The organism is Pseudomonas sp. AP42 (assembly GCF_001728935.1).
GTDB classification, from domain to species: Bacteria; Pseudomonadota; Gammaproteobacteria; order Pseudomonadales; family Pseudomonadaceae; genus Aquipseudomonas; species Aquipseudomonas lactis.
The window spans coordinates 1-15,652 of record NZ_LYSO01000133.1 but is presented as its reverse complement, the minus strand read 5'-3'; the positions used below and the strand labels follow the sequence as shown (position 1 = coordinate 15,652).

Below are 15,652 nucleotides of genomic sequence, written 5' to 3'. Positions count from 1 at the left end.
GTACCCGGTCCAACTGTGTTGACTGTTAGGCCGTCTTCGCGAGCAAGCCCGCTCCCACAGGTTGATCGCGGGGTGCCAGATAGATGGGCGTCGGCTGTCCGGTCGTCACGGGAGCAAGCTCCCTCGCCACAGGTTTAGCGTCGTACCGAAGTTGTGTAGATACCTATGCTGCGATAGCGGTAGTGGCTCCTCCTAAAAATGCCAGGCAAAAAAAAGCCCCGCATTCAGCGAGGCTCTTTTCCGGTGCATCAGCAATCAGCTGCCTTTGACGGCCTTACCGTCAACAGTGCCATCCTGCAGCATGATGTTGTATTCCTTGCCATCGGTCTCAACCTGACGCAGGGCAACCAGGATGCCGCCCTGGTTCTTGGCAAACCACATCTGGGTGATGCGCTTGCTCTGCGACGGGTCGCGCACGCGCTCGACCTTGATCGCGTCGATCGAACCGACTTTGGTCTTGACCTTTTCCGAGCCGATCACGCGGAAGTCGTAGGTATCGGTATCGGTACCCTCAACCACGCGGTAGCTCATGCTCTTTTTGCCCGCAGCCACATCACGCTGCAGGGCGAGTTGATAGGTGGACTTGTCGAGCATGCCGCTTTCGAGAGTGACATTGACCGGGTCTTTGTTTTCAAAGCCGGTGACTTTCTTGGCGCTCTGGTCGAAATCCAGGTTGATCTTCTTCGCCTTGCCCAGGCCGCCGCGTTCGAAGCTGTAGCTCTTGGGTTGCAGGGTGTCCTTGTCGAACAGGATCACACTGGTTTCGGTCAGGCTGGCAATCATCATCGAGGCCTTGAAATTCAAGGTCCAGGTACCGTCGCCATTCTTGGCCAGGCTGCGTTCAGCCGAACCGCTCATGGGCAGTTGTTTCCAGTCGGCGGTGTAGCTGACGGAGAAGGGGTGAAGGTCTGCCGCTTGTACGGCAGGCAAAGCGAACAGCGCAAAAGCGAAAAGCAGGGCGCGACGCATAAAATCTCCTAGGTTCGAATCAAGTGGCCGCTGGCCGCGAGTAACTGGCCGTCCAATAATGCACCCTGGTCGCCAAGAATCAACCGTCCTTCGGCAAACCAGCGAACAGCCAGCGGGTAAATCCTGTGTTCCTGGGTATGAACCCGTTGCGCAAGCGTCTGCGCCGAGTCGCCTGACTCTACCGGAACCACTGCCTGTACGACCAGAGGCCCGCCATCGAGTTCCTCGGTCACAAAGTGCACGCTGCAGCCATGCTCACTGTCGCCGGCGTCGAGGGCGCGCTGGTGGGTGTGCATGCCTTTGTACTTGGGCAGCAGGGAAGGGTGGATATTGAGCAGGCGCCCCTCGTAGTGACGGACGAAATCTGCGCTGAGGATGCGCATGAAGCCGGCAAGGACCACAAGTTTGGGGTTGAAGGCGTCGATCAGTTCGATCAAGGCGCTGTCGAAGGCCTCGCGACCGTCGAACGCCTTGTGATCCAGGGAGCGAGTATCGATACCCGCGTCACGGGCGCGTTGCAGACCGTAGGCGTCGCTGCGGTTGGAAATCACCGCAGCGATGCGCACCGGGCTGTCGCCGGTGCGCGTGCTGTCGATCAGGGCCTGCAAGTTACTGCCGGTGCCGGAAAGCAGCACCACGACATCACAGGTCTGGGGCATCAGTGAGCCTTGAGGTTCTTCAGTTCAACCTGGGCTGCGCCTTCGGCGGCAGTGGCGATCTGGCCAATGACCCAAGGTTGCTCGCCGGCTTCACGCAGCACGTTCAGCGCGGTTTCAACGTGTTCCTGCGCAACGCAGATCACCATGCCCACGCCGCAGTTGAGCACGCGGTGCATTTCGGTTTCGTTGACGTTGCCTTTTTCCTGCAGCCAATCGAAGACTGCCGGGCGCTGCCAGCTGGCCACGTCGACAATCGCCTGGGCGCCTTTTGGCAGGACGCGCGGGATGTTGTCCAGCAGGCCGCCACCGGTGATGTGGGCCATGGCCTTGACGGCACCGGTGTCCTTGATCAGCTTGAGCAGTGGCTTGACGTAGATGCGGGTCGGCGCCATCAGCAGGTCGGTCAGTGGCTTGCCGTCGAGCTGGATGTTCTCGATGTCGGCGCCGGACACTTCGATGATCTTGCGGATCAGCGAGTAACCATTGGAGTGCGGGCCGGACGATGGCAAGGCGAGCAGGGCGTCACCAGCGGCTACTTTGGAACCGTCGATGATCTCGGCTTTTTCCACCACGCCGACGCAGAAACCGGCCAGGTCGTAGTCTTCGCCTTCGTACATGCCTGGCATTTCAGCGGTTTCACCGCCCACCAGGGAGCAACCCGACAGTTCGCAGCCAGCACCGATGCCGGTCACGACCTGGGTAGCGGTCTCGACATTGAGCTTGCCGGTGGCGTAGTAGTCGAGGAAGAACAGCGGCTCGGCGCCGCACACCACCAAGTCGTTGACGCACATGGCGACCAGGTCGATGCCGATGCTGTCGTGCTTGTTCAGGTTCAGGGCCAGGCGCAGCTTGGTGCCCACGCCGTCGGTGCCGGACACCAGTACAGGCTGCTTGTAGCCGGCCGGGATTTCGCAGAGGGCGCCAAAACCGCCCAGGCCACCCATGACTTCAGGGCGCGCAGTGCGCTTGGCGACGCTCTTGATGCGTTCGACCAATGCTTCACCGGCGTCGATGTCTACACCGGCGTCCTTGTAGCTCAGGGAGGGTTGCTTGCTCATGATCCAGGCCTTTAGGGGGGATTTCTGGGTAACGACCGGGCGGGCGGGGGCTTTTGAAAAGGGCCCTGCCGTTGACGGTCTGCGAAGGCGCGCGATTTTATCAGGCTTGAGGGGCAGCGGCCATCCTCGGGCCGACGGGCAGGGCATATGAGCTCAAAAAAATGCAAATCGGGCCGGTAATCGTGCGTATTAAGGTATAGCCTTGAACTCGCTAGCGTTATGACAGTATGAAAACTTACCGGGACCCTGTGAATGTTTTACCGGTCGCTGTGTCACAGCCTTGCCAAACCGAGATCACGCGGTCTGTTCCAACCGCTAAATTTGTCGTTCGGGAATCTTCCATGCGTCTGTGTAAATTCTTCTTTGTAGGCTGCTTGTCGTTGGTCAGCCTGGCGAGTCATGCCGAAACCCTCAATGGCCTCTATCAAGTACTTGAACCAGTCAGCAGCCAGTCGCCCCAAGAGCGCGACCAAGCCACCCAGCGTGCCGTTCAGACCCTGGTGATCCGCCTGACCGGCGACGCCAAGGCCGCCGATGGCCCGGGCCTGGCGGCGATCCGCAAAGACCCGCAACAAATCATCAGCCAGTACGGCTACGACGCCGGCCCGCCGGAAAGCCTGCAAGTGGACTTCGACCCGGTCAGCACCGACCGCGCCTTGCGTGATGCGGGCCTGTCGATCTGGGGCAGCAACCGGCCGTCGATCCTGGGTTGGTGGCTGAACGATTCAACTGAAGGCAGCAGCCTGGTCGGCGATGGCCAGGCCGTGGCCCAGGCCCTGCGCCGGGCCGCGCAACACCGGGGGCTGCCGCTGCGCTTGCCGTTGGGAGACCTGGATGAACAGGTAGTCGCCACCGCGCCGAATCTTGAAAGCTCGGACGCCACGCCTTTGCGTGCAGCGTCCGAGCGCTACGGTGCCGATGCGTTGCTGGCGGTGCATGCGCGTCAGGAAGGCAGTCAATGGCAGGCCAAATGGCGCCTGTGGCTGGGCGACAAGGCTGAGGAGGGCACCGCCCAAGGCGCTGACACTGCCGCGCTCGCCGATGCGGTATTGCTGGCGGTCAGCCAAAAGCTGGCGCCACGCTTTGCGGTCAAGCCGGGCGTGAGCACTGAGCAACTGCTTGAGGTGCAAGGCATGAACCTGGAGCGCTACGCCGCCCTGGGTCGCTTGCTCGAGCCCTTTGGCGGCCAGCCGCAGTTAGTGGATGGCAACCGGATTGTGTATCGCGTCAATGGCAGCGCCGAACAACTGCGGACCCAATTGAGCTTGGCCAAGCTGCAGGAAATTCCTGCTGGCGAAACCTTGGCCCAGCCCGTCGTGGTCGATGGCGCGCAACCGGCTGCTGCACCTGAGCCCCAGGCGCAACTGCGTTTTCGTTGGTAAACGGTGTTCCTCCTTCTATATAGAAGAAGGGCGTAGATAACAGATGGAGTGGTATATGGCGGATACGCGTCGTTGGGTGTGGCTTGGCGGGATTGTCCTGCTGTGCGTTTTTGTGTTCTTGCTGCATTCGATCCTGACGCCGTTCCTGGTGGCGCTGCTGCTCGCCTATCTGTTCGATCCGGTGGTGGATCGCCTGGAAAAAGTTGGCATGTCGCGCACCTGGGGCGTGATCACGGTGTTTGCGCTGTTCACGTTGATCATCACGGCGCTGGTGTTGATATTGGTGCCGATGTTGGCCAAGCAGCTGTTCCGTCTTTATGAACTGGCGCCGCAGATGCTCGACTGGTTGCAGCACACGGCAATGCCGTGGGCCCAGTCCAAGTTCGGGCTGGCGGATGGCTTCTGGAAGTTCGACAAGGTCAAGGCGGCCATCAGCGAGCATATGGACAAGACCACCGACATCGTTACGGTGGTGCTCAGCCAGGCAACCGCGTCGAGCCTGGCGCTGATCGGCTGGTTGACCAACCTGGTGCTGATCCCGGTAGTGGCGTTCTACCTGCTGCGAGACTGGGACATCATGATGGCCAAGATCCGCAGCCTGCTGCCCCGTGACCGCGAAGAGCGCGTGGTTTCCCTGGCGGCGGAGTGTCATGAGGTGCTGGGCGCGTTCGTGCGTGGCCAGTTGCTGGTGATGCTGGCGCTGGGCGTGATTTACGCTGCCGGCCTGATGGCGATCGGCCTGGAGCTGGGGCTGTTGATCGGCTTGATCGCGGGCCTGGCGGCCATCGTGCCGTACATGGGCTTTGTGATCGGCATCGGCGCGGCGTTGGTGGCGGGGCTGTTCCAGTTTGGCGGCGACCTGTACCCGATGCTGGGGATTGTCGCGGTGTTCATGGTCGGCCAGGCCTTGGAAGGCATGGTGCTGACGCCGCTGCTGGTGGGCGATCGAATCGGCCTGCACCCGGTGGCGGTGATCTTTGCGATCCTGGCGGGTGGCGAGCTGTTCGGCTTTACCGGCATCCTGCTGGCGTTGCCGGTGGCGGCGGTGATCATGGTGCTGGTGCGCCATGTGCACGACCTGTACAAGGATTCGGACGTGTACACAGGGGTGGATGAGCCCGAGTTGTAATCGCAATGTCACAAACCCGGCCCTGGCCGGGTTTGTTGTTATTGGCGCCGGGTGCGTCAAACAATTCGCGTAAACCTGCGAGTTAACGCAAACCTTTGATTTTGCTTGTGGTCTGCTGCATTGTGCGCCCGGCGTCACGGGTATAAACTTTGCAAACTTTACACAGAGGCCACTAACGGTTCGATGGGAGCCGTTCAGTCAGCATGAAACCGATTCAGCTGCCCCTAGGTGTGCGTCTGCGTGATGACGCTACCTTTATCAACTACTACCCAGGCGCCAATGCCGCTGCACTCGGCTATGTCGAGCGGCTCTGCGAAGCCGACGCCGGGTGGACTGAAAGCCTGATCTATCTGTGGGGCAAGCATGGCGTGGGGCGCACCCACCTGCTGCAGGCCGCGTGCCTGCGTTTCGAACAGATGGGCGAACCGGCGGTGTACCTGCCCCTGGCAGAGTTGATGGACCGCGGCATCGGCATCTTCGATAACCTTGAGCAGTACGAGCTGGTATGTCTCGACGACCTGCAGGCAGTGGCCGGCAAAGCAGAGTGGGAAGAGGCGCTGTTTCATCTGTTCAACCGCCTGCGTGACAGCGGCCGACGCCTGCTGATTGCCGCCTCTACTTCTCCCCGTGAGCTGCCAGTGAAGCTGGCTGACCTCAAATCGCGGCTGACCCTGGCGCTGATCTTCCAGATGCGCCCGTTGTCCGACGAGGACAAGCTGCGTGCGTTGCAGCTGCGTGCTTCCCGCCGTGGCCTGCACCTGACCGACGAAGTCGGGCACTTTATTCTCACCCGTGGTACCCGAAGCATGAGTGCGCTGTTCGATTTGCTTGAACAGCTCGACCAGGCTTCTTTACAGGCGCAAAGAAAATTGACGATCCCTTTCCTCAAAGAAACCTTGGGTTGGTAAGGTCTTGATTTTCCATATGTCGGCATTTTCAAGGCGTCAGAAAACCTGCGTTTGAGCCTTAAGGGCTACGCAGCTGAAGCAATAAATGGAATCACGGCTTAGATGGCATAGTCGAAACGATAAGTCACATAGATCGCGATTGAATTTGCAAATCGATGTGATAGAGGGCATAGTCTCGGCTTCTTTACACATCAGCCACGGTCGTGCCCATGCTAAATCGCTTCGCACCCCTCGTGCCTCTCGCACTCGTTACCCTGTTGTTTGGTTGCGCCTCCCATCCTCAGCAGGTGGCAGAACAGCAAAAACCACAGGTTCAAAATCAGGCAAAGTTCGTTGCTGCACAGTCTGCTTCTGTTTATGAAGAAGAGGTGGCAACCGAAAAAGAACTCGCCGAGTTCTCCGACAGCAAGCCTTACCAGCTGCCACTTCTGGCCGACAGCATCCTTGAGCGCGGCATGTCCCTGATCGGTACCCGTTACCGTTTCGGCGGCACCTCGGAAGCCGGTTTTGATTGCAGTGGGTTCATTGGCTACCTGTTTCGTGAAGAAGCCGGCATGAATCTGCCGCGCTCCACGCGGGAGATGATCAACGTGAATGCACCGTTGGTCGCACGAAACAACCTCAAGCCCGGTGATCTGCTTTTCTTTAGTACCAGTGGTCGCGGTCGTGTCAGCCACGCCGGTATCTACCTGGGCGATAACCAGTTTATTCACTCCAGCAGCCGCCGCAGCGGTGGTGTTCGGGTCGATAACCTGGGTGACAGTTACTGGAGCAAAACCTTCATCGAAGCCAAGCGCGCACTCGCCATGGCCCCGACCACGGTTACCGCTAGTAAGTAAAGTTAAAGTGATACTTGAAGTTTGACGTGTAAGCGCTAGAATCCCTGGACATTGTTGTCATCCGTTCGCGCGAGCTTTGCTTGCGCGTTCTGGTTTTCAACGTTCGGCAGCGAAAGCCGCATCCAGACCAGGATTGTTCTGCACATGTCGACCTCGGCCCGCCTGATGCTTATTGTTTGCGCCGCGCTGCTCAGCGCCTGCGCCAGTCGCACACCGCCGCCCGCGCCCGTCGCGGTCAAGCCTAAGCCGGTGTTCAACTATGCCACCCAGAATTTCTCGCCAGCTGCCGAAGACGTGCTCTTTCGTGCGCTGGGCCTGGTCGGCACGCCTTATCGCTGGGGCGGCAACACACCGGACTCGGGTTTTGATTGCAGTGGCCTGATCGGCTTTGTATTCCGCGACGCTGCTGGCATCTCATTGCCGCGCACCACCCGTGAACTGATCGTGATGCGTGCCCAGGACGTCAGCGAACAAAACCTGCAGACCGGCGACCTGCTGTTCTTCGCCACCGGTGGTGGTTCGCGGGTCAGCCATGCGGGCATTTATGTGGGGGAGGGGCGCTTCGTACACGCGCCGCAAACCGGCGGTACGGTGAAGCTGGATACGCTATCCAAAGCGTATTGGCAGAATGCCTACCTGAGTGCCAAACGGGTACTGCCGGGGAACCTGGCGCGTAATCCCTGAATCAGTAAAACTCCAAAATGTGGGAGCGGGCTTGCCCGCGAATGCAGTGTGTCAGTCAACGGGTTAGTTGGCTGGGCCACCGTAATCGCGGGCAAGCCCGCTCCCACATTGGTGTGTGGCGGTCTACTTAGCGCTCGAAACCCGCCAAACCTTATTGCCCACATCATCGGCCACCAGCAAATCCCCTTGCTGATCAATCACCACGCCAACCGGCCGGCCCATGGCTTTCTCATCGCTATCAAGAAACCCCGTCAGCACATCCACCGGTTGCCCTTTCGGCTGGCCCCCCTCGAACGGCACGAAAATCACCTTGTAGCCACTGTGCGGCTTGCGGTTCCAGGAACCATGCTGGCCGATAAATGCGCCATTACTGAAGGGGGCGGGCAGTTTGCTGCCCTCGGCGAAGGTCAGCCCCAGCGACGCAGTGTGAGGGCCTACCGCATAGTCGGGAGCGATGGCCTTGGCGACCATGTCCAGGTTCTGCGGGGTCACACGCACATCCACATGCTGGCCGTAATAGCTGAACGGCCAGCCATAGAAGCCGCCATCCTTGACCGAGGTGATGTAGTCCGGCACCAGGTCACTGCCAATTTCATCGCGCTCGTTGACCGCCGTCCACAGCTCGCCGCTCTGTGGTTCCCACGCCATGCCGTTGGGGTTTCGCAGGCCGGAGGCAAAAATGCGGTGTTGGCCGCTGGCGCGGTCGACTTCCCAGATGGCGGCGCGGCCCTGTTCGGCTTCCAGGCCGTTTTCGCCGACGTTGCTGTTGGAGCCGACGCTGACGTACAGCTTGCTTCCGTCCTGGCTGGCCACCACGTTTTTGGTCCAGTGGTGGTTCAAGGGGCCACCGGGTAAATCCACCACCTTGGTGCCGGGGGAGGTGATCGCGGTTTCACCCGGCTGATAGGGAAAGCGCAGCAACTTATCCGAATCGGCCACATATAAGTCGTTGCCCACCAGGGCCATGCCAAACGGCGAGTTGAGATTCTCAAGGAACACCGTGCGAGTTTCTGCCACGCCATCATGGTCGGCATCGCGCAGCAAGGTAATGCGGTTCGGGCTCGGCACGCCGGCGCCAGCGCGGTCCATGACTTTTTCCATCACCCAGCCACGTACGCCTTTGGCGTCGTCCGGTTTGGGCGGTGCATTGGTCTCGGCCACCAGCACGTCGCCGTTGGGCAGCACGTAGAGCCAGCGCGGGTGATCCAGGCCTTCGGCGAACGCAGCCACTTGGGTGCCTGCGGCCGCGATTGGCTTGGCGCCTTCGGGCCAGCCGATGGCCGGGGCGATATTGACGGTGGGGATCAGCGTCTTGTTCGGCTCCGGCAGCCGGGGCGAGGGCCCGGTGCCGTCGGCGACCTGCAGGGTCGAGCTTTCGCCGCACGCAGCGAGGCTACCGGCGAACATGATCAGTAGGGCGAGTCGGGTTTTAGGCATGGTTTTCTCCTTGATACCTGTAGGGGTAGAGAAGCACGAACGGCGGATGGTTCAAGTACAAGCCCAGCTTTAATTGACGCTCCCCCCCCAACCCACTAACCTTCGCGGCTTGTTCCAGGTGCTCTGTGGCGTACGCGTCGACGGAGTGAAACAGGGAAGCCGGTGAGTGAGCGCACTTGTACACAGTGCTGCCGCGATTCCGGCGCTGCCCCCGCAACGGTAAATGAGTCAAGACGGTGCTGTTTGCCACTGTATCGCGTGCGATATGGGAAGGCGCACCCTCGGCTGCTAGCTATCAAAAGCGCCACTCATGAGCCCGGAGACCGGCCTGGATCATCCAACAGCATCACGGTGGGCGATGCTTGGCTGTCTGTTTTTCTTTTTCCTGCCCGCCGTTTTTGTCCAGCCCCAACGGAGAGCTGCCATGACTGATTCCCCCGACCGCGACGAACGCCACCTGGCGCGCATGCTGCGCAAAAAAGCCGTGATTGACGAGCGCATCGCCAATTCCCCCAACGAGTGCGGCCTGCTGCTGGTGCTGACCGGCAACGGCAAAGGCAAGAGCAGTTCGGCGTTCGGCATGCTGGCCCGGGCCATGGGCCATGGCATGCAATGCGGTGTGGTGCAGTTCATCAAGGGGCGTAACAGCACCGGCGAAGAATTGTTCTTCCGCCGCTTCCCCGAGCAGGTGCGCTTTCATGTGATGGGCGAAGGCTTCACCTGGGAAACCCAGGACCGCCAGCGCGATATCGCCGCCGCCGAAGCGGCTTGGGCGGTATCTCGGGCCATGTTGAATGACCCCTCCATTGGCTTGGTGGTGCTGGACGAACTGAACATCGCCCTCAAGCACGGTTACCTCGACCTGGACCAGGTACTCAGCGACCTGCAAGCCCGCCCGCCCATGCAGCATGTGGTGGTCACTGGCCGTGGCGCCAAGCCTGAGCTGATCGAAATGGGCGACACCGTCACCGAAATGGGCATGCTCAAGCACGCGTTCCAGGCCGGTATCAAGGCACAGAAAGGCGTCGAACTTTGAATCAGCCCCGTCATTGCCCGGCCGTATTGATCGCCGCTCCGGCGTCCGGCCAGGGCAAAACCACGGTCACCGCCGCGCTGGCGCGTTTGCACCGCAACCTGGGACGCAAGGTGCGCGTGTTCAAATGCGGGCCGGACTTTCTCGACCCGATGATCCACGAGCGTGCCAGTGGCGCGCCGGTGTACCAGTTGGACATGTGGATGGTGGGCGAGCAAGAAAGCCGCCGCCTGCTCTGGGAGGCGGCGGGGGAGGCCGACCTGATTCTCATCGAAGGCGTGATGGGCCTGTTCGACGGCACGCCTTCCAGCGCTGACCTGGCGCGGCACTTCGGTGTACCGGTGCTGGGCGTGATCGATGGCACCGCCATGGCCCAGACGTTCGGCGCTTTGGCCCTGGGGCTGGCGCGCTATCAACCCGACCTGCCGTTCGCCGGCGTGCTGGCCAACCGCGTCGGCACCCTGCGCCATGCGCAACTGCTCGAAGGCAGCCTCACCGAGGGCTTGCGTTGGTACGGTGCATTGTCCCGCGAGACCGGCATCGAACTGCCCAGCCGCCATCTGGGCCTGGTGCAAGCCAGCGAACTGAACGACCTTGATGTACGCCTGGACGCCGCCGCCCAGGCGTTGGGCAGCAGTTGCGAAGTGGCCCTGCCGCCGCCGGTGACCTTTGCCGCGCCCGAGGTGATCGAAGCCGAACCCTTGCTGGCCGGTGTGCGTATTGCCGTGGCGCGTGACGAAGCCTTTGCCTTTACCTACGGCGCCAGCCTGGATCTGTTGCGGGCAATGGGCGCCGAGCTGAAGTTCTTCTCACCGATCCATGATCGCCAGCTGCCTGAGGCTGACAGCCTCTATTTGCCCGGCGGGTATCCAGAACTGCACCACCAGGCATTATCGGCCAATACCGCGATGCTGGACGCCATTCGTGCTCATCATGCCGCTGGCAAACCGCTGCTCGCCGAATGCGGTGGCATGCTCTATCTGCTCGACTCGTTGACCGATGTGGAGGGTACACGCGCCGAACTGGTTGGCTTGTTGCAAGGCGATGCAGTGATGCAGAAGAAACTCGCGGCCCTGGCGCTGCAAAGCGTTGAGCTGCCGGAGGGGACGTTGCGTGGGCATACCTATCACCATTCCCTGACCAGTACCGAATGGGAGCCGATTGCCCGTGGCCTTAGCCCTAACGGTGGGCGCGGGGCTGAGGCGGTCTATCGCCAAGGTCGATTGACCGCCTCCTACGTACACTTTTATTTTCCGTCGAATCCTGGCGCGGTGGCCGCGTTGTTTGCGCCAGACCTTCAGACCGCTATCGCAGGCAAGCCAGCTCCCACAGGGGAATGCATTTCAAATGTGGGAGCGGGCTTGCTCGCGAAGAGGCCATGACTGACAACGCATTCCCCCAAGCCGACCGCGACGCCGTCTACCGCGCCATCGCCGAACGCCGCGACATGCGCCACTTCAGCGGCGGCAGCGTCGCGCCTGAACTGCTGCAACGTCTGCTCCACGCCGCGCACCAGGCACCCAGCGTCGGCCTGATGCAGCCGTGGCGTTTTATCCGCATCAGCGACCGTTCGTTGCGCAGCCAGATTCAACAGTTGGTAGAAGAAGAACGCGTACGCACTGCCGAAGCGTTGGGCGAGCGCTCCGATGCGTTCATGAAGCTCAAGGTCGAAGGCATCAGCGACTGCGCCGAGGTATTGGTCGCCGCCTTGATGGACGACCGCGAGCGCCACATCTTCGGGCGCCGCACCTTGCCGGAAATGGACATGGCCTCGCTCTCCTGCGCGATCCAGAACCTGTGGTTGGCGGCGCGCGTGGAAGGATTGGGCATGGGCTGGGTTTCGCTGTTCGATCCCCAGGCCCTGGCCGAGCTGCTGGGCTTGCCGCCCGGCGCAAAACCCCTGGCAGTGTTGTGCCTGGGGCCGGTGGCCGAGTTTTACCCGGCACCGATGTTGCAGCTAGAAGGCTGGGCCGAGCCGCGACCGCTGAGTGACATGCTGTATGAAAACGCGTGGGGAGTGAGTCAATGAGTGTGGCCTTGCTGTGTGTGGCTGCGGTGGCGCTGGATGCGCTGCTGGGTGAGCCCAAGCGCTGGCATCCGCTGGTGGCGTTCGGCAATTTTGCCGGGCGCATCGAGCAACGTTTCAATAGCGGTGGGCGTGGCTGGCGCAGCCATGGCGTGACCGCGTGGTTTATCGCGGTGGTGCCGCTGACCCTGCTGGCCACGGCGTTGTCGTGGGCGCCCTATATCGGCTGGCTGCTGGAGATTATGGCGTTGTACTGCGCCCTGGGCATGCGCAGCCTGGGTGAGCATGTGACGCCGGTGGCCCAGGCCCTGCGCCGTGATGACCTGGACGAAGCGCGCACGCGTGTGAGTTACCTGGTCAGCCGCCAGACCAGCGAACTGGACCACACTGAAGTCGCCCGCGCGGCCACCGAATCGGTGCTGGAGAACGGCAGCGATGCGGTATTCGCTGCGTTGTTCTGGTTCGTGGTGGCCGGTGTGCCAGGCGTGGTGCTCTATCGCCTCAGCAACACCCTGGACGCCATGTGGGGCTATCGCAATGAGCGCTTTGAGCGTTTCGGCTGGGCAGCCGCCAGGATCGATGATGTGCTCAACTATATTCCTGCGCGTTTGGTGGCCTTAACCTACGCGCTATTGGGTAAAACCCGCCTGGCGCTCAAATGCTGGCGCACCCAGGGCCCGACCTGGGACAGCCCCAACGCCGGCCCGGTGATGGCGGCAGGGGCCGGCGCCTTGGGTGTGGAACTCGGCGGTGCGGCGATTTATCACGGCGAGGTGCATCAGCGCCCGCCATTGGGCGAAGGCCCGCCGGCCAACGCCGATTCCATTGATCGCGGCTGGCAACTGGTGCAGCGCGGCGTATGGTTGTGGCTGCTGGTCCTGTGCGTGGGGGCGCAAATCTATGCTTGAACATGGTGGTCGGCTGCGTAAGGCCGCGATTGAATACGGCATTGCCGAAGCGGATTGGCTTGACCTGTCCAGCGGCCTGGCGCCCTGGCCGTGGCCGATTCCCGAGATTCCCTTGCGTGCCTGGGCGCGTTTGCCGGAAACCGATGACGGCCTGGAAAAGGCTGCCAGCGAGTATTACGGCGCCGGCCCGTTGCTGCCAGTGCCGGGCTCCCAGGCGGCGATCCAACTGCTACCGCGCCTGCGTCGTTCCGGCAAGGTCGGCGTGCTTTCGCCGTGTTATGCCGAGCACGCCGAAGCCTGGCGTCGCGCCGGTTATGTGGTGCGCGAAGTGCAGGAGCAGGAAGTCGACTTCTTTCTCGACAGCCTCGACGTGCTGGTGGTGGTCAACCCCAACAACCCCACGGGATTGAGCTTGAGCCCACAGCGCCTGCTGGACTGGCATGCGCGGCTGGCCCAACGCGGTGGCTGGCTGGTGGTGGACGAGGCGTTCATTGACGTAACCCCGGACTTGAGCCTGGCCAGGCATGCCGACCAGGTCGGCTTGATCGTGCTGCGCTCATTCGGCAAGTTTTTCGGCCTGGCCGGTGTGCGCCTGGGCTTCGTGCTGGCCGAGCGCAAGTTGCTCAAGCTGTTGGCCGAACAAGTCGGGCCCTGGGCCGTCAGCGGGCCGACGCGGGTGCTGGGCCAAGTGTGCCTGCGCGATACCGCCGGGCATGCGCGCCAGCGCAGTCGTTGCATCGAAGCCGGCCAGCGTCTGTTCGAGTTGCTTGAGCGCCGCGGCCTTCAACCCCACGGCGGCTGCGCATTGTTCCAGTGGTTGATTACCCCCCACGCTGAACGGCTGTACGAATTCATGGCCCAGCGCGGCATCCTGCTGCGCCTGTTTGTGCACAACAGCAGCGTGCGCTTCGGCCTGCCCGACACCGACGCCGACTGGCTGCGCCTTGACGAAGCCCTGGCCGCCTACAAGGACGCCACATGAGCACGTTGATGGTGCAGGGCACCACCTCTGACGCCGGCAAAAGCACCCTGGTGACCGCGCTGTGTCGCTGGCTGGTACGCCAGGGCATCGCAGTGGCACCGTTCAAACCGCAGAACATGGCGCTCAACAGCGCAGTGACCGCCGAAGGCGGCGAGATCGGCCGCGCCCAGGCGGTGCAGGCCCAGGCTGCCCACCTGGCGCCCCACACCGACATGAACCCGGTGTTGCTCAAACCCAACAGCGACACCGGTTCCCAGGTGATCATCCATGGCCGTGCCGTTACCAGCATGAATGCCGTGGCGTACCACGACTACAAAGCCATTGCGATGCAAGCCGTGCTGGCTTCCCACGCGCGTTTGAGCCAGGCCTACCCGGTGGTGATGGTCGAAGGCGCGGGCTCCCCGGCCGAGATCAACCTGCGCGCCAATGACATCGCCAACATGGGCTTCGCCGAAGCGGTGGACTGCCCGGTGCTGTTGATCGCAGACATCAATCGCGGCGGCGTGTTCGCCCATCTGGTCGGCACCCTGGAACTGCTGTCACCCAGTGAGCAGGCGCGGGTCAAGGGCTTCATCATCAACCGTTTTCGCGGTGATATCGCGTTGCTGCAACCCGGGCTGGATTGGCTCGAAGCGCGCACCGGCAAACCGGTGATCGGCGTGCTGCCCTACGTGATGGACCTGCACCTGGAGGCAGAAGACGGCATCGACCAACGCCAGATCGACAAGGCCGCCCAGGTGCTCAAGGTGGTGGTGCCGGTGCTGCCGCGCATCAGCAACCATACCGATTTCGACCCGCTGCGCTTGCATCCCCAGGTGGACTTGCAGTTCGTCGGGCCGGGCCAGTCGATACCGGCTGCCGACCTGATCATCCTGCCGGGCTCGAAAAGCGTGCGCAGTGACCTGGCCTACCTGCGTGCCAATGGCTGGGACACCGCCGTGGCGCGGCACCTGCGTTATGGCGGCAAGGTGCTGGGGATTTGCGGCGGTTTGCAGATGCTTGGCGAGCAAGTCCATGACCCGTTGGGCCTGGAAGGGCTTGCGGGCTCCAGCGACGGCCTCGGGTTACTGGCGTTCAGCACCACCCTGGAACAAGAGAAGCAGTTGCGCAACGTGCGTGGACGCCTGGTGTTGGAAGACGCCGAAGTCAGCGGTTATGAAATCCATGCGGGGGTAACCTGCGGCGCTGCCTTGGCAAGCGCTGCGGTGCTGCTGGACGATGGCCGCAGCGATGGCGCACAGAGCCCCGATGGGCAAATTCTAGGCACCTACCTGCACGGCTTATTCGAGACCCCGGCGGCGTGCAGCGCGTTGCTGCGTTGGGCCGGGTTGCAGGATGTGCAAGAGGTGGATTATCACGGCCTGCGCGAGCGCGATATCGAGCGCTTGGCGGACTTGGTGGAGCACCACCTGGACACCGAGTTGTTGCGCAAGCTATGTGGGATCTGACGATGTTCACGCGATCAGACTGTGGTAGCTGGCTTGCCCGCGATAGCCATGTGTATCTACACAACGCTGTAGCCCTCAACGCTAACCACGATGCGAAGCGAGCCGCTCTTGATCTTGATCTTGCTCTGCTTTTGATCTCGGGCGCCCCATCAAACCACGCTGGCCGTAATTCGCCAGGGATTTGGGGGGT

The 15,652-nt window shown here is 61.9% G+C and carries 15 protein-coding genes and 1 riboswitch; of the genes, 11 read left to right on the top strand and 4 right to left on the bottom strand.

Annotated features, from left to right (window positions below; translation table 11 throughout):
* Positions 1 to 255: 255 nt before the first annotated feature.
* Genes A7K61_RS27445 through purM form a run of 3 tightly spaced genes read right to left on the bottom strand, consistent with a single transcriptional unit; the run spans position 256 to position 2,686 of the window.
* Positions 256 to 969, bottom strand: a complete 714-nt coding sequence (locus A7K61_RS27445) for a DUF3108 domain-containing protein (protein WP_069558769.1) — start codon at positions 967 to 969, stop codon at positions 256 to 258.
* 8 nt (positions 970 to 977) lie between these two features.
* Positions 978 to 1,628 carry a phosphoribosylglycinamide formyltransferase gene (gene purN, locus A7K61_RS27440; RefSeq protein ID WP_003193061.1) on the bottom strand — a complete coding sequence of 217 codons (651 nt, stop codon included), beginning with the start codon at positions 1,626 to 1,628 and terminating at the stop codon, positions 978 to 980.
* Positions 1,628 to 2,686 (bottom strand): phosphoribosylformylglycinamidine cyclo-ligase, encoded by a 1,059-nt coding sequence (gene purM / locus A7K61_RS27435; RefSeq protein ID WP_014719398.1) that lies wholly within the window; start codon positions 2,684 to 2,686, stop codon positions 1,628 to 1,630. Before purM ends, purN begins: the two co-directional genes overlap by 1 nt.
* 341 nt (positions 2,687 to 3,027) lie before the next feature.
* Between purM and A7K61_RS27430 the strand changes: the two genes are divergently transcribed.
* From A7K61_RS27430 to A7K61_RS27410, 5 genes are all read left to right on the top strand, one after another.
* Positions 3,028 to 4,068: a DUF2066 domain-containing protein gene (locus tag A7K61_RS27430; RefSeq protein ID WP_069558768.1), complete on the top strand. Its 1,041-nt coding sequence runs from the start codon at positions 3,028 to 3,030 to the stop codon at positions 4,066 to 4,068.
* 55 nt (positions 4,069 to 4,123) lie between these two features.
* Positions 4,124 to 5,197 carry an AI-2E family transporter gene (locus A7K61_RS27425; protein ID WP_003193054.1) on the top strand — a complete coding sequence of 358 codons (1,074 nt, stop codon included), beginning with the start codon at positions 4,124 to 4,126 and terminating at the stop codon, positions 5,195 to 5,197.
* A 203-nt stretch (positions 5,198 to 5,400) separates the two neighbouring features.
* Positions 5,401 to 6,105 (top strand): DnaA regulatory inactivator Hda, encoded by a 705-nt coding sequence (hda, locus tag A7K61_RS27420; protein WP_003193052.1) that lies wholly within the window; start codon positions 5,401 to 5,403, stop codon positions 6,103 to 6,105.
* Between the two features lie 209 nt (positions 6,106 to 6,314).
* The gene (locus tag A7K61_RS27415) at positions 6,315 to 6,944 is read left to right on the top strand and encodes a C40 family peptidase (RefSeq protein WP_003193051.1); all 630 of its coding nucleotides are present in this window, start codon (positions 6,315 to 6,317) and stop codon (positions 6,942 to 6,944) included.
* A 144-nt stretch (positions 6,945 to 7,088) separates the two neighbouring features.
* Positions 7,089 to 7,628, top strand: coding sequence for a C40 family peptidase (locus tag A7K61_RS27410; protein ID WP_003193049.1), 540 nt, complete (start codon positions 7,089 to 7,091; stop codon positions 7,626 to 7,628).
* Between the two features lie 123 nt (positions 7,629 to 7,751).
* On the opposite strand, the gene A7K61_RS27405 is transcribed toward A7K61_RS27410, so the two are convergent.
* Positions 7,752 to 9,065, bottom strand: a complete 1,314-nt coding sequence (locus A7K61_RS27405; RefSeq protein WP_069558767.1) for a sorbosone dehydrogenase family protein — start codon at positions 9,063 to 9,065, stop codon at positions 7,752 to 7,754.
* Between the two features lie 99 nt (positions 9,066 to 9,164).
* Positions 9,165 to 9,412, top strand: a riboswitch (cobalamin riboswitch).
* 77 nt (positions 9,413 to 9,489) lie between these two features.
* Between A7K61_RS27405 and cobO the strand changes: the two genes are divergently transcribed.
* The 6 genes from cobO to A7K61_RS27375 are packed head-to-tail and all read left to right on the top strand — an operon-like array spanning position 9,490 to position 15,462.
* Positions 9,490 to 10,101: a cob(I)yrinic acid a,c-diamide adenosyltransferase gene (gene cobO / locus A7K61_RS27400; protein ID WP_005790169.1), complete on the top strand. Its 612-nt coding sequence runs from the start codon at positions 9,490 to 9,492 to the stop codon at positions 10,099 to 10,101.
* A complete protein-coding gene (locus tag A7K61_RS27395) occupies positions 10,098 to 11,480 on the top strand; it encodes a cobyrinate a,c-diamide synthase (RefSeq protein WP_044268413.1) in 1,383 nt (460 codons plus the stop codon). Before cobO ends, A7K61_RS27395 begins: the two co-directional genes overlap by 4 nt.
* Positions 11,477 to 12,127 carry a 5,6-dimethylbenzimidazole synthase gene (bluB, locus tag A7K61_RS27390; RefSeq protein WP_047711519.1) on the top strand — a complete coding sequence of 217 codons (651 nt, stop codon included), beginning with the start codon at positions 11,477 to 11,479 and terminating at the stop codon, positions 12,125 to 12,127. The genes A7K61_RS27395 and bluB overlap by 4 nt, the downstream gene beginning before the upstream one ends.
* Positions 12,124 to 13,032 (top strand): adenosylcobinamide-phosphate synthase CbiB, encoded by a 909-nt coding sequence (gene cbiB, locus A7K61_RS27385; RefSeq protein WP_044268417.1) that lies wholly within the window; start codon positions 12,124 to 12,126, stop codon positions 13,030 to 13,032. The genes bluB and cbiB overlap by 4 nt, the downstream gene beginning before the upstream one ends.
* The gene (gene cobD, locus A7K61_RS27380) at positions 13,025 to 14,014 is read left to right on the top strand and encodes a threonine-phosphate decarboxylase CobD (protein WP_032895906.1); all 990 of its coding nucleotides are present in this window, start codon (positions 13,025 to 13,027) and stop codon (positions 14,012 to 14,014) included. Before cbiB ends, cobD begins: the two co-directional genes overlap by 8 nt.
* The gene (locus A7K61_RS27375; protein WP_069558766.1) at positions 14,011 to 15,462 is read left to right on the top strand and encodes a cobyric acid synthase; all 1,452 of its coding nucleotides are present in this window, start codon (positions 14,011 to 14,013) and stop codon (positions 15,460 to 15,462) included. The genes cobD and A7K61_RS27375 overlap by 4 nt, the downstream gene beginning before the upstream one ends.
* Positions 15,463 to 15,652: the final 190 nt, after the last annotated feature.

Bases quoted from the DNA above. Each gene is read 5' to 3' on its own strand.
- A7K61_RS27445 (WP_069558769.1), bottom strand. From the start codon at position 969: ATGCGTCGCGCCCTGCTTTTCGCTTTTGCGCTGTTCGCTTTGCCTGCC.
- purN (WP_003193061.1), bottom strand. From the start codon at position 1,628: ATGCCCCAGACCTGTGATGTCGTGGTGCTGCTTTCCGGCACCGGCAGT.
- purM (WP_014719398.1), bottom strand. From the start codon at position 2,686: ATGAGCAAGCAACCCTCCCTGAGCTACAAGGACGCCGGTGTAGACATC.
- A7K61_RS27430 (WP_069558768.1), top strand. From the start codon at position 3,028: ATGCGTCTGTGTAAATTCTTCTTTGTAGGCTGCTTGTCGTTGGTCAGC.
- A7K61_RS27425 (WP_003193054.1), top strand. From the start codon at position 4,124: ATGGCGGATACGCGTCGTTGGGTGTGGCTTGGCGGGATTGTCCTGCTG.
- hda (WP_003193052.1), top strand. From the start codon at position 5,401: ATGAAACCGATTCAGCTGCCCCTAGGTGTGCGTCTGCGTGATGACGCT.
- A7K61_RS27415 (WP_003193051.1), top strand. From the start codon at position 6,315: ATGCTAAATCGCTTCGCACCCCTCGTGCCTCTCGCACTCGTTACCCTG.
- A7K61_RS27410 (WP_003193049.1), top strand. From the start codon at position 7,089: ATGTCGACCTCGGCCCGCCTGATGCTTATTGTTTGCGCCGCGCTGCTC.
- A7K61_RS27405 (WP_069558767.1), bottom strand. From the start codon at position 9,065: ATGCCTAAAACCCGACTCGCCCTACTGATCATGTTCGCCGGTAGCCTC.
- cobO (WP_005790169.1), top strand. From the start codon at position 9,490: ATGACTGATTCCCCCGACCGCGACGAACGCCACCTGGCGCGCATGCTG.
- bluB (WP_047711519.1), top strand. From the start codon at position 11,477: ATGACTGACAACGCATTCCCCCAAGCCGACCGCGACGCCGTCTACCGC.
- cbiB (WP_044268417.1), top strand. From the start codon at position 12,124: ATGAGTGTGGCCTTGCTGTGTGTGGCTGCGGTGGCGCTGGATGCGCTG.
- cobD (WP_032895906.1), top strand. From the start codon at position 13,025: ATGCTTGAACATGGTGGTCGGCTGCGTAAGGCCGCGATTGAATACGGC.
- A7K61_RS27375 (WP_069558766.1), top strand. From the start codon at position 14,011: ATGAGCACGTTGATGGTGCAGGGCACCACCTCTGACGCCGGCAAAAGC.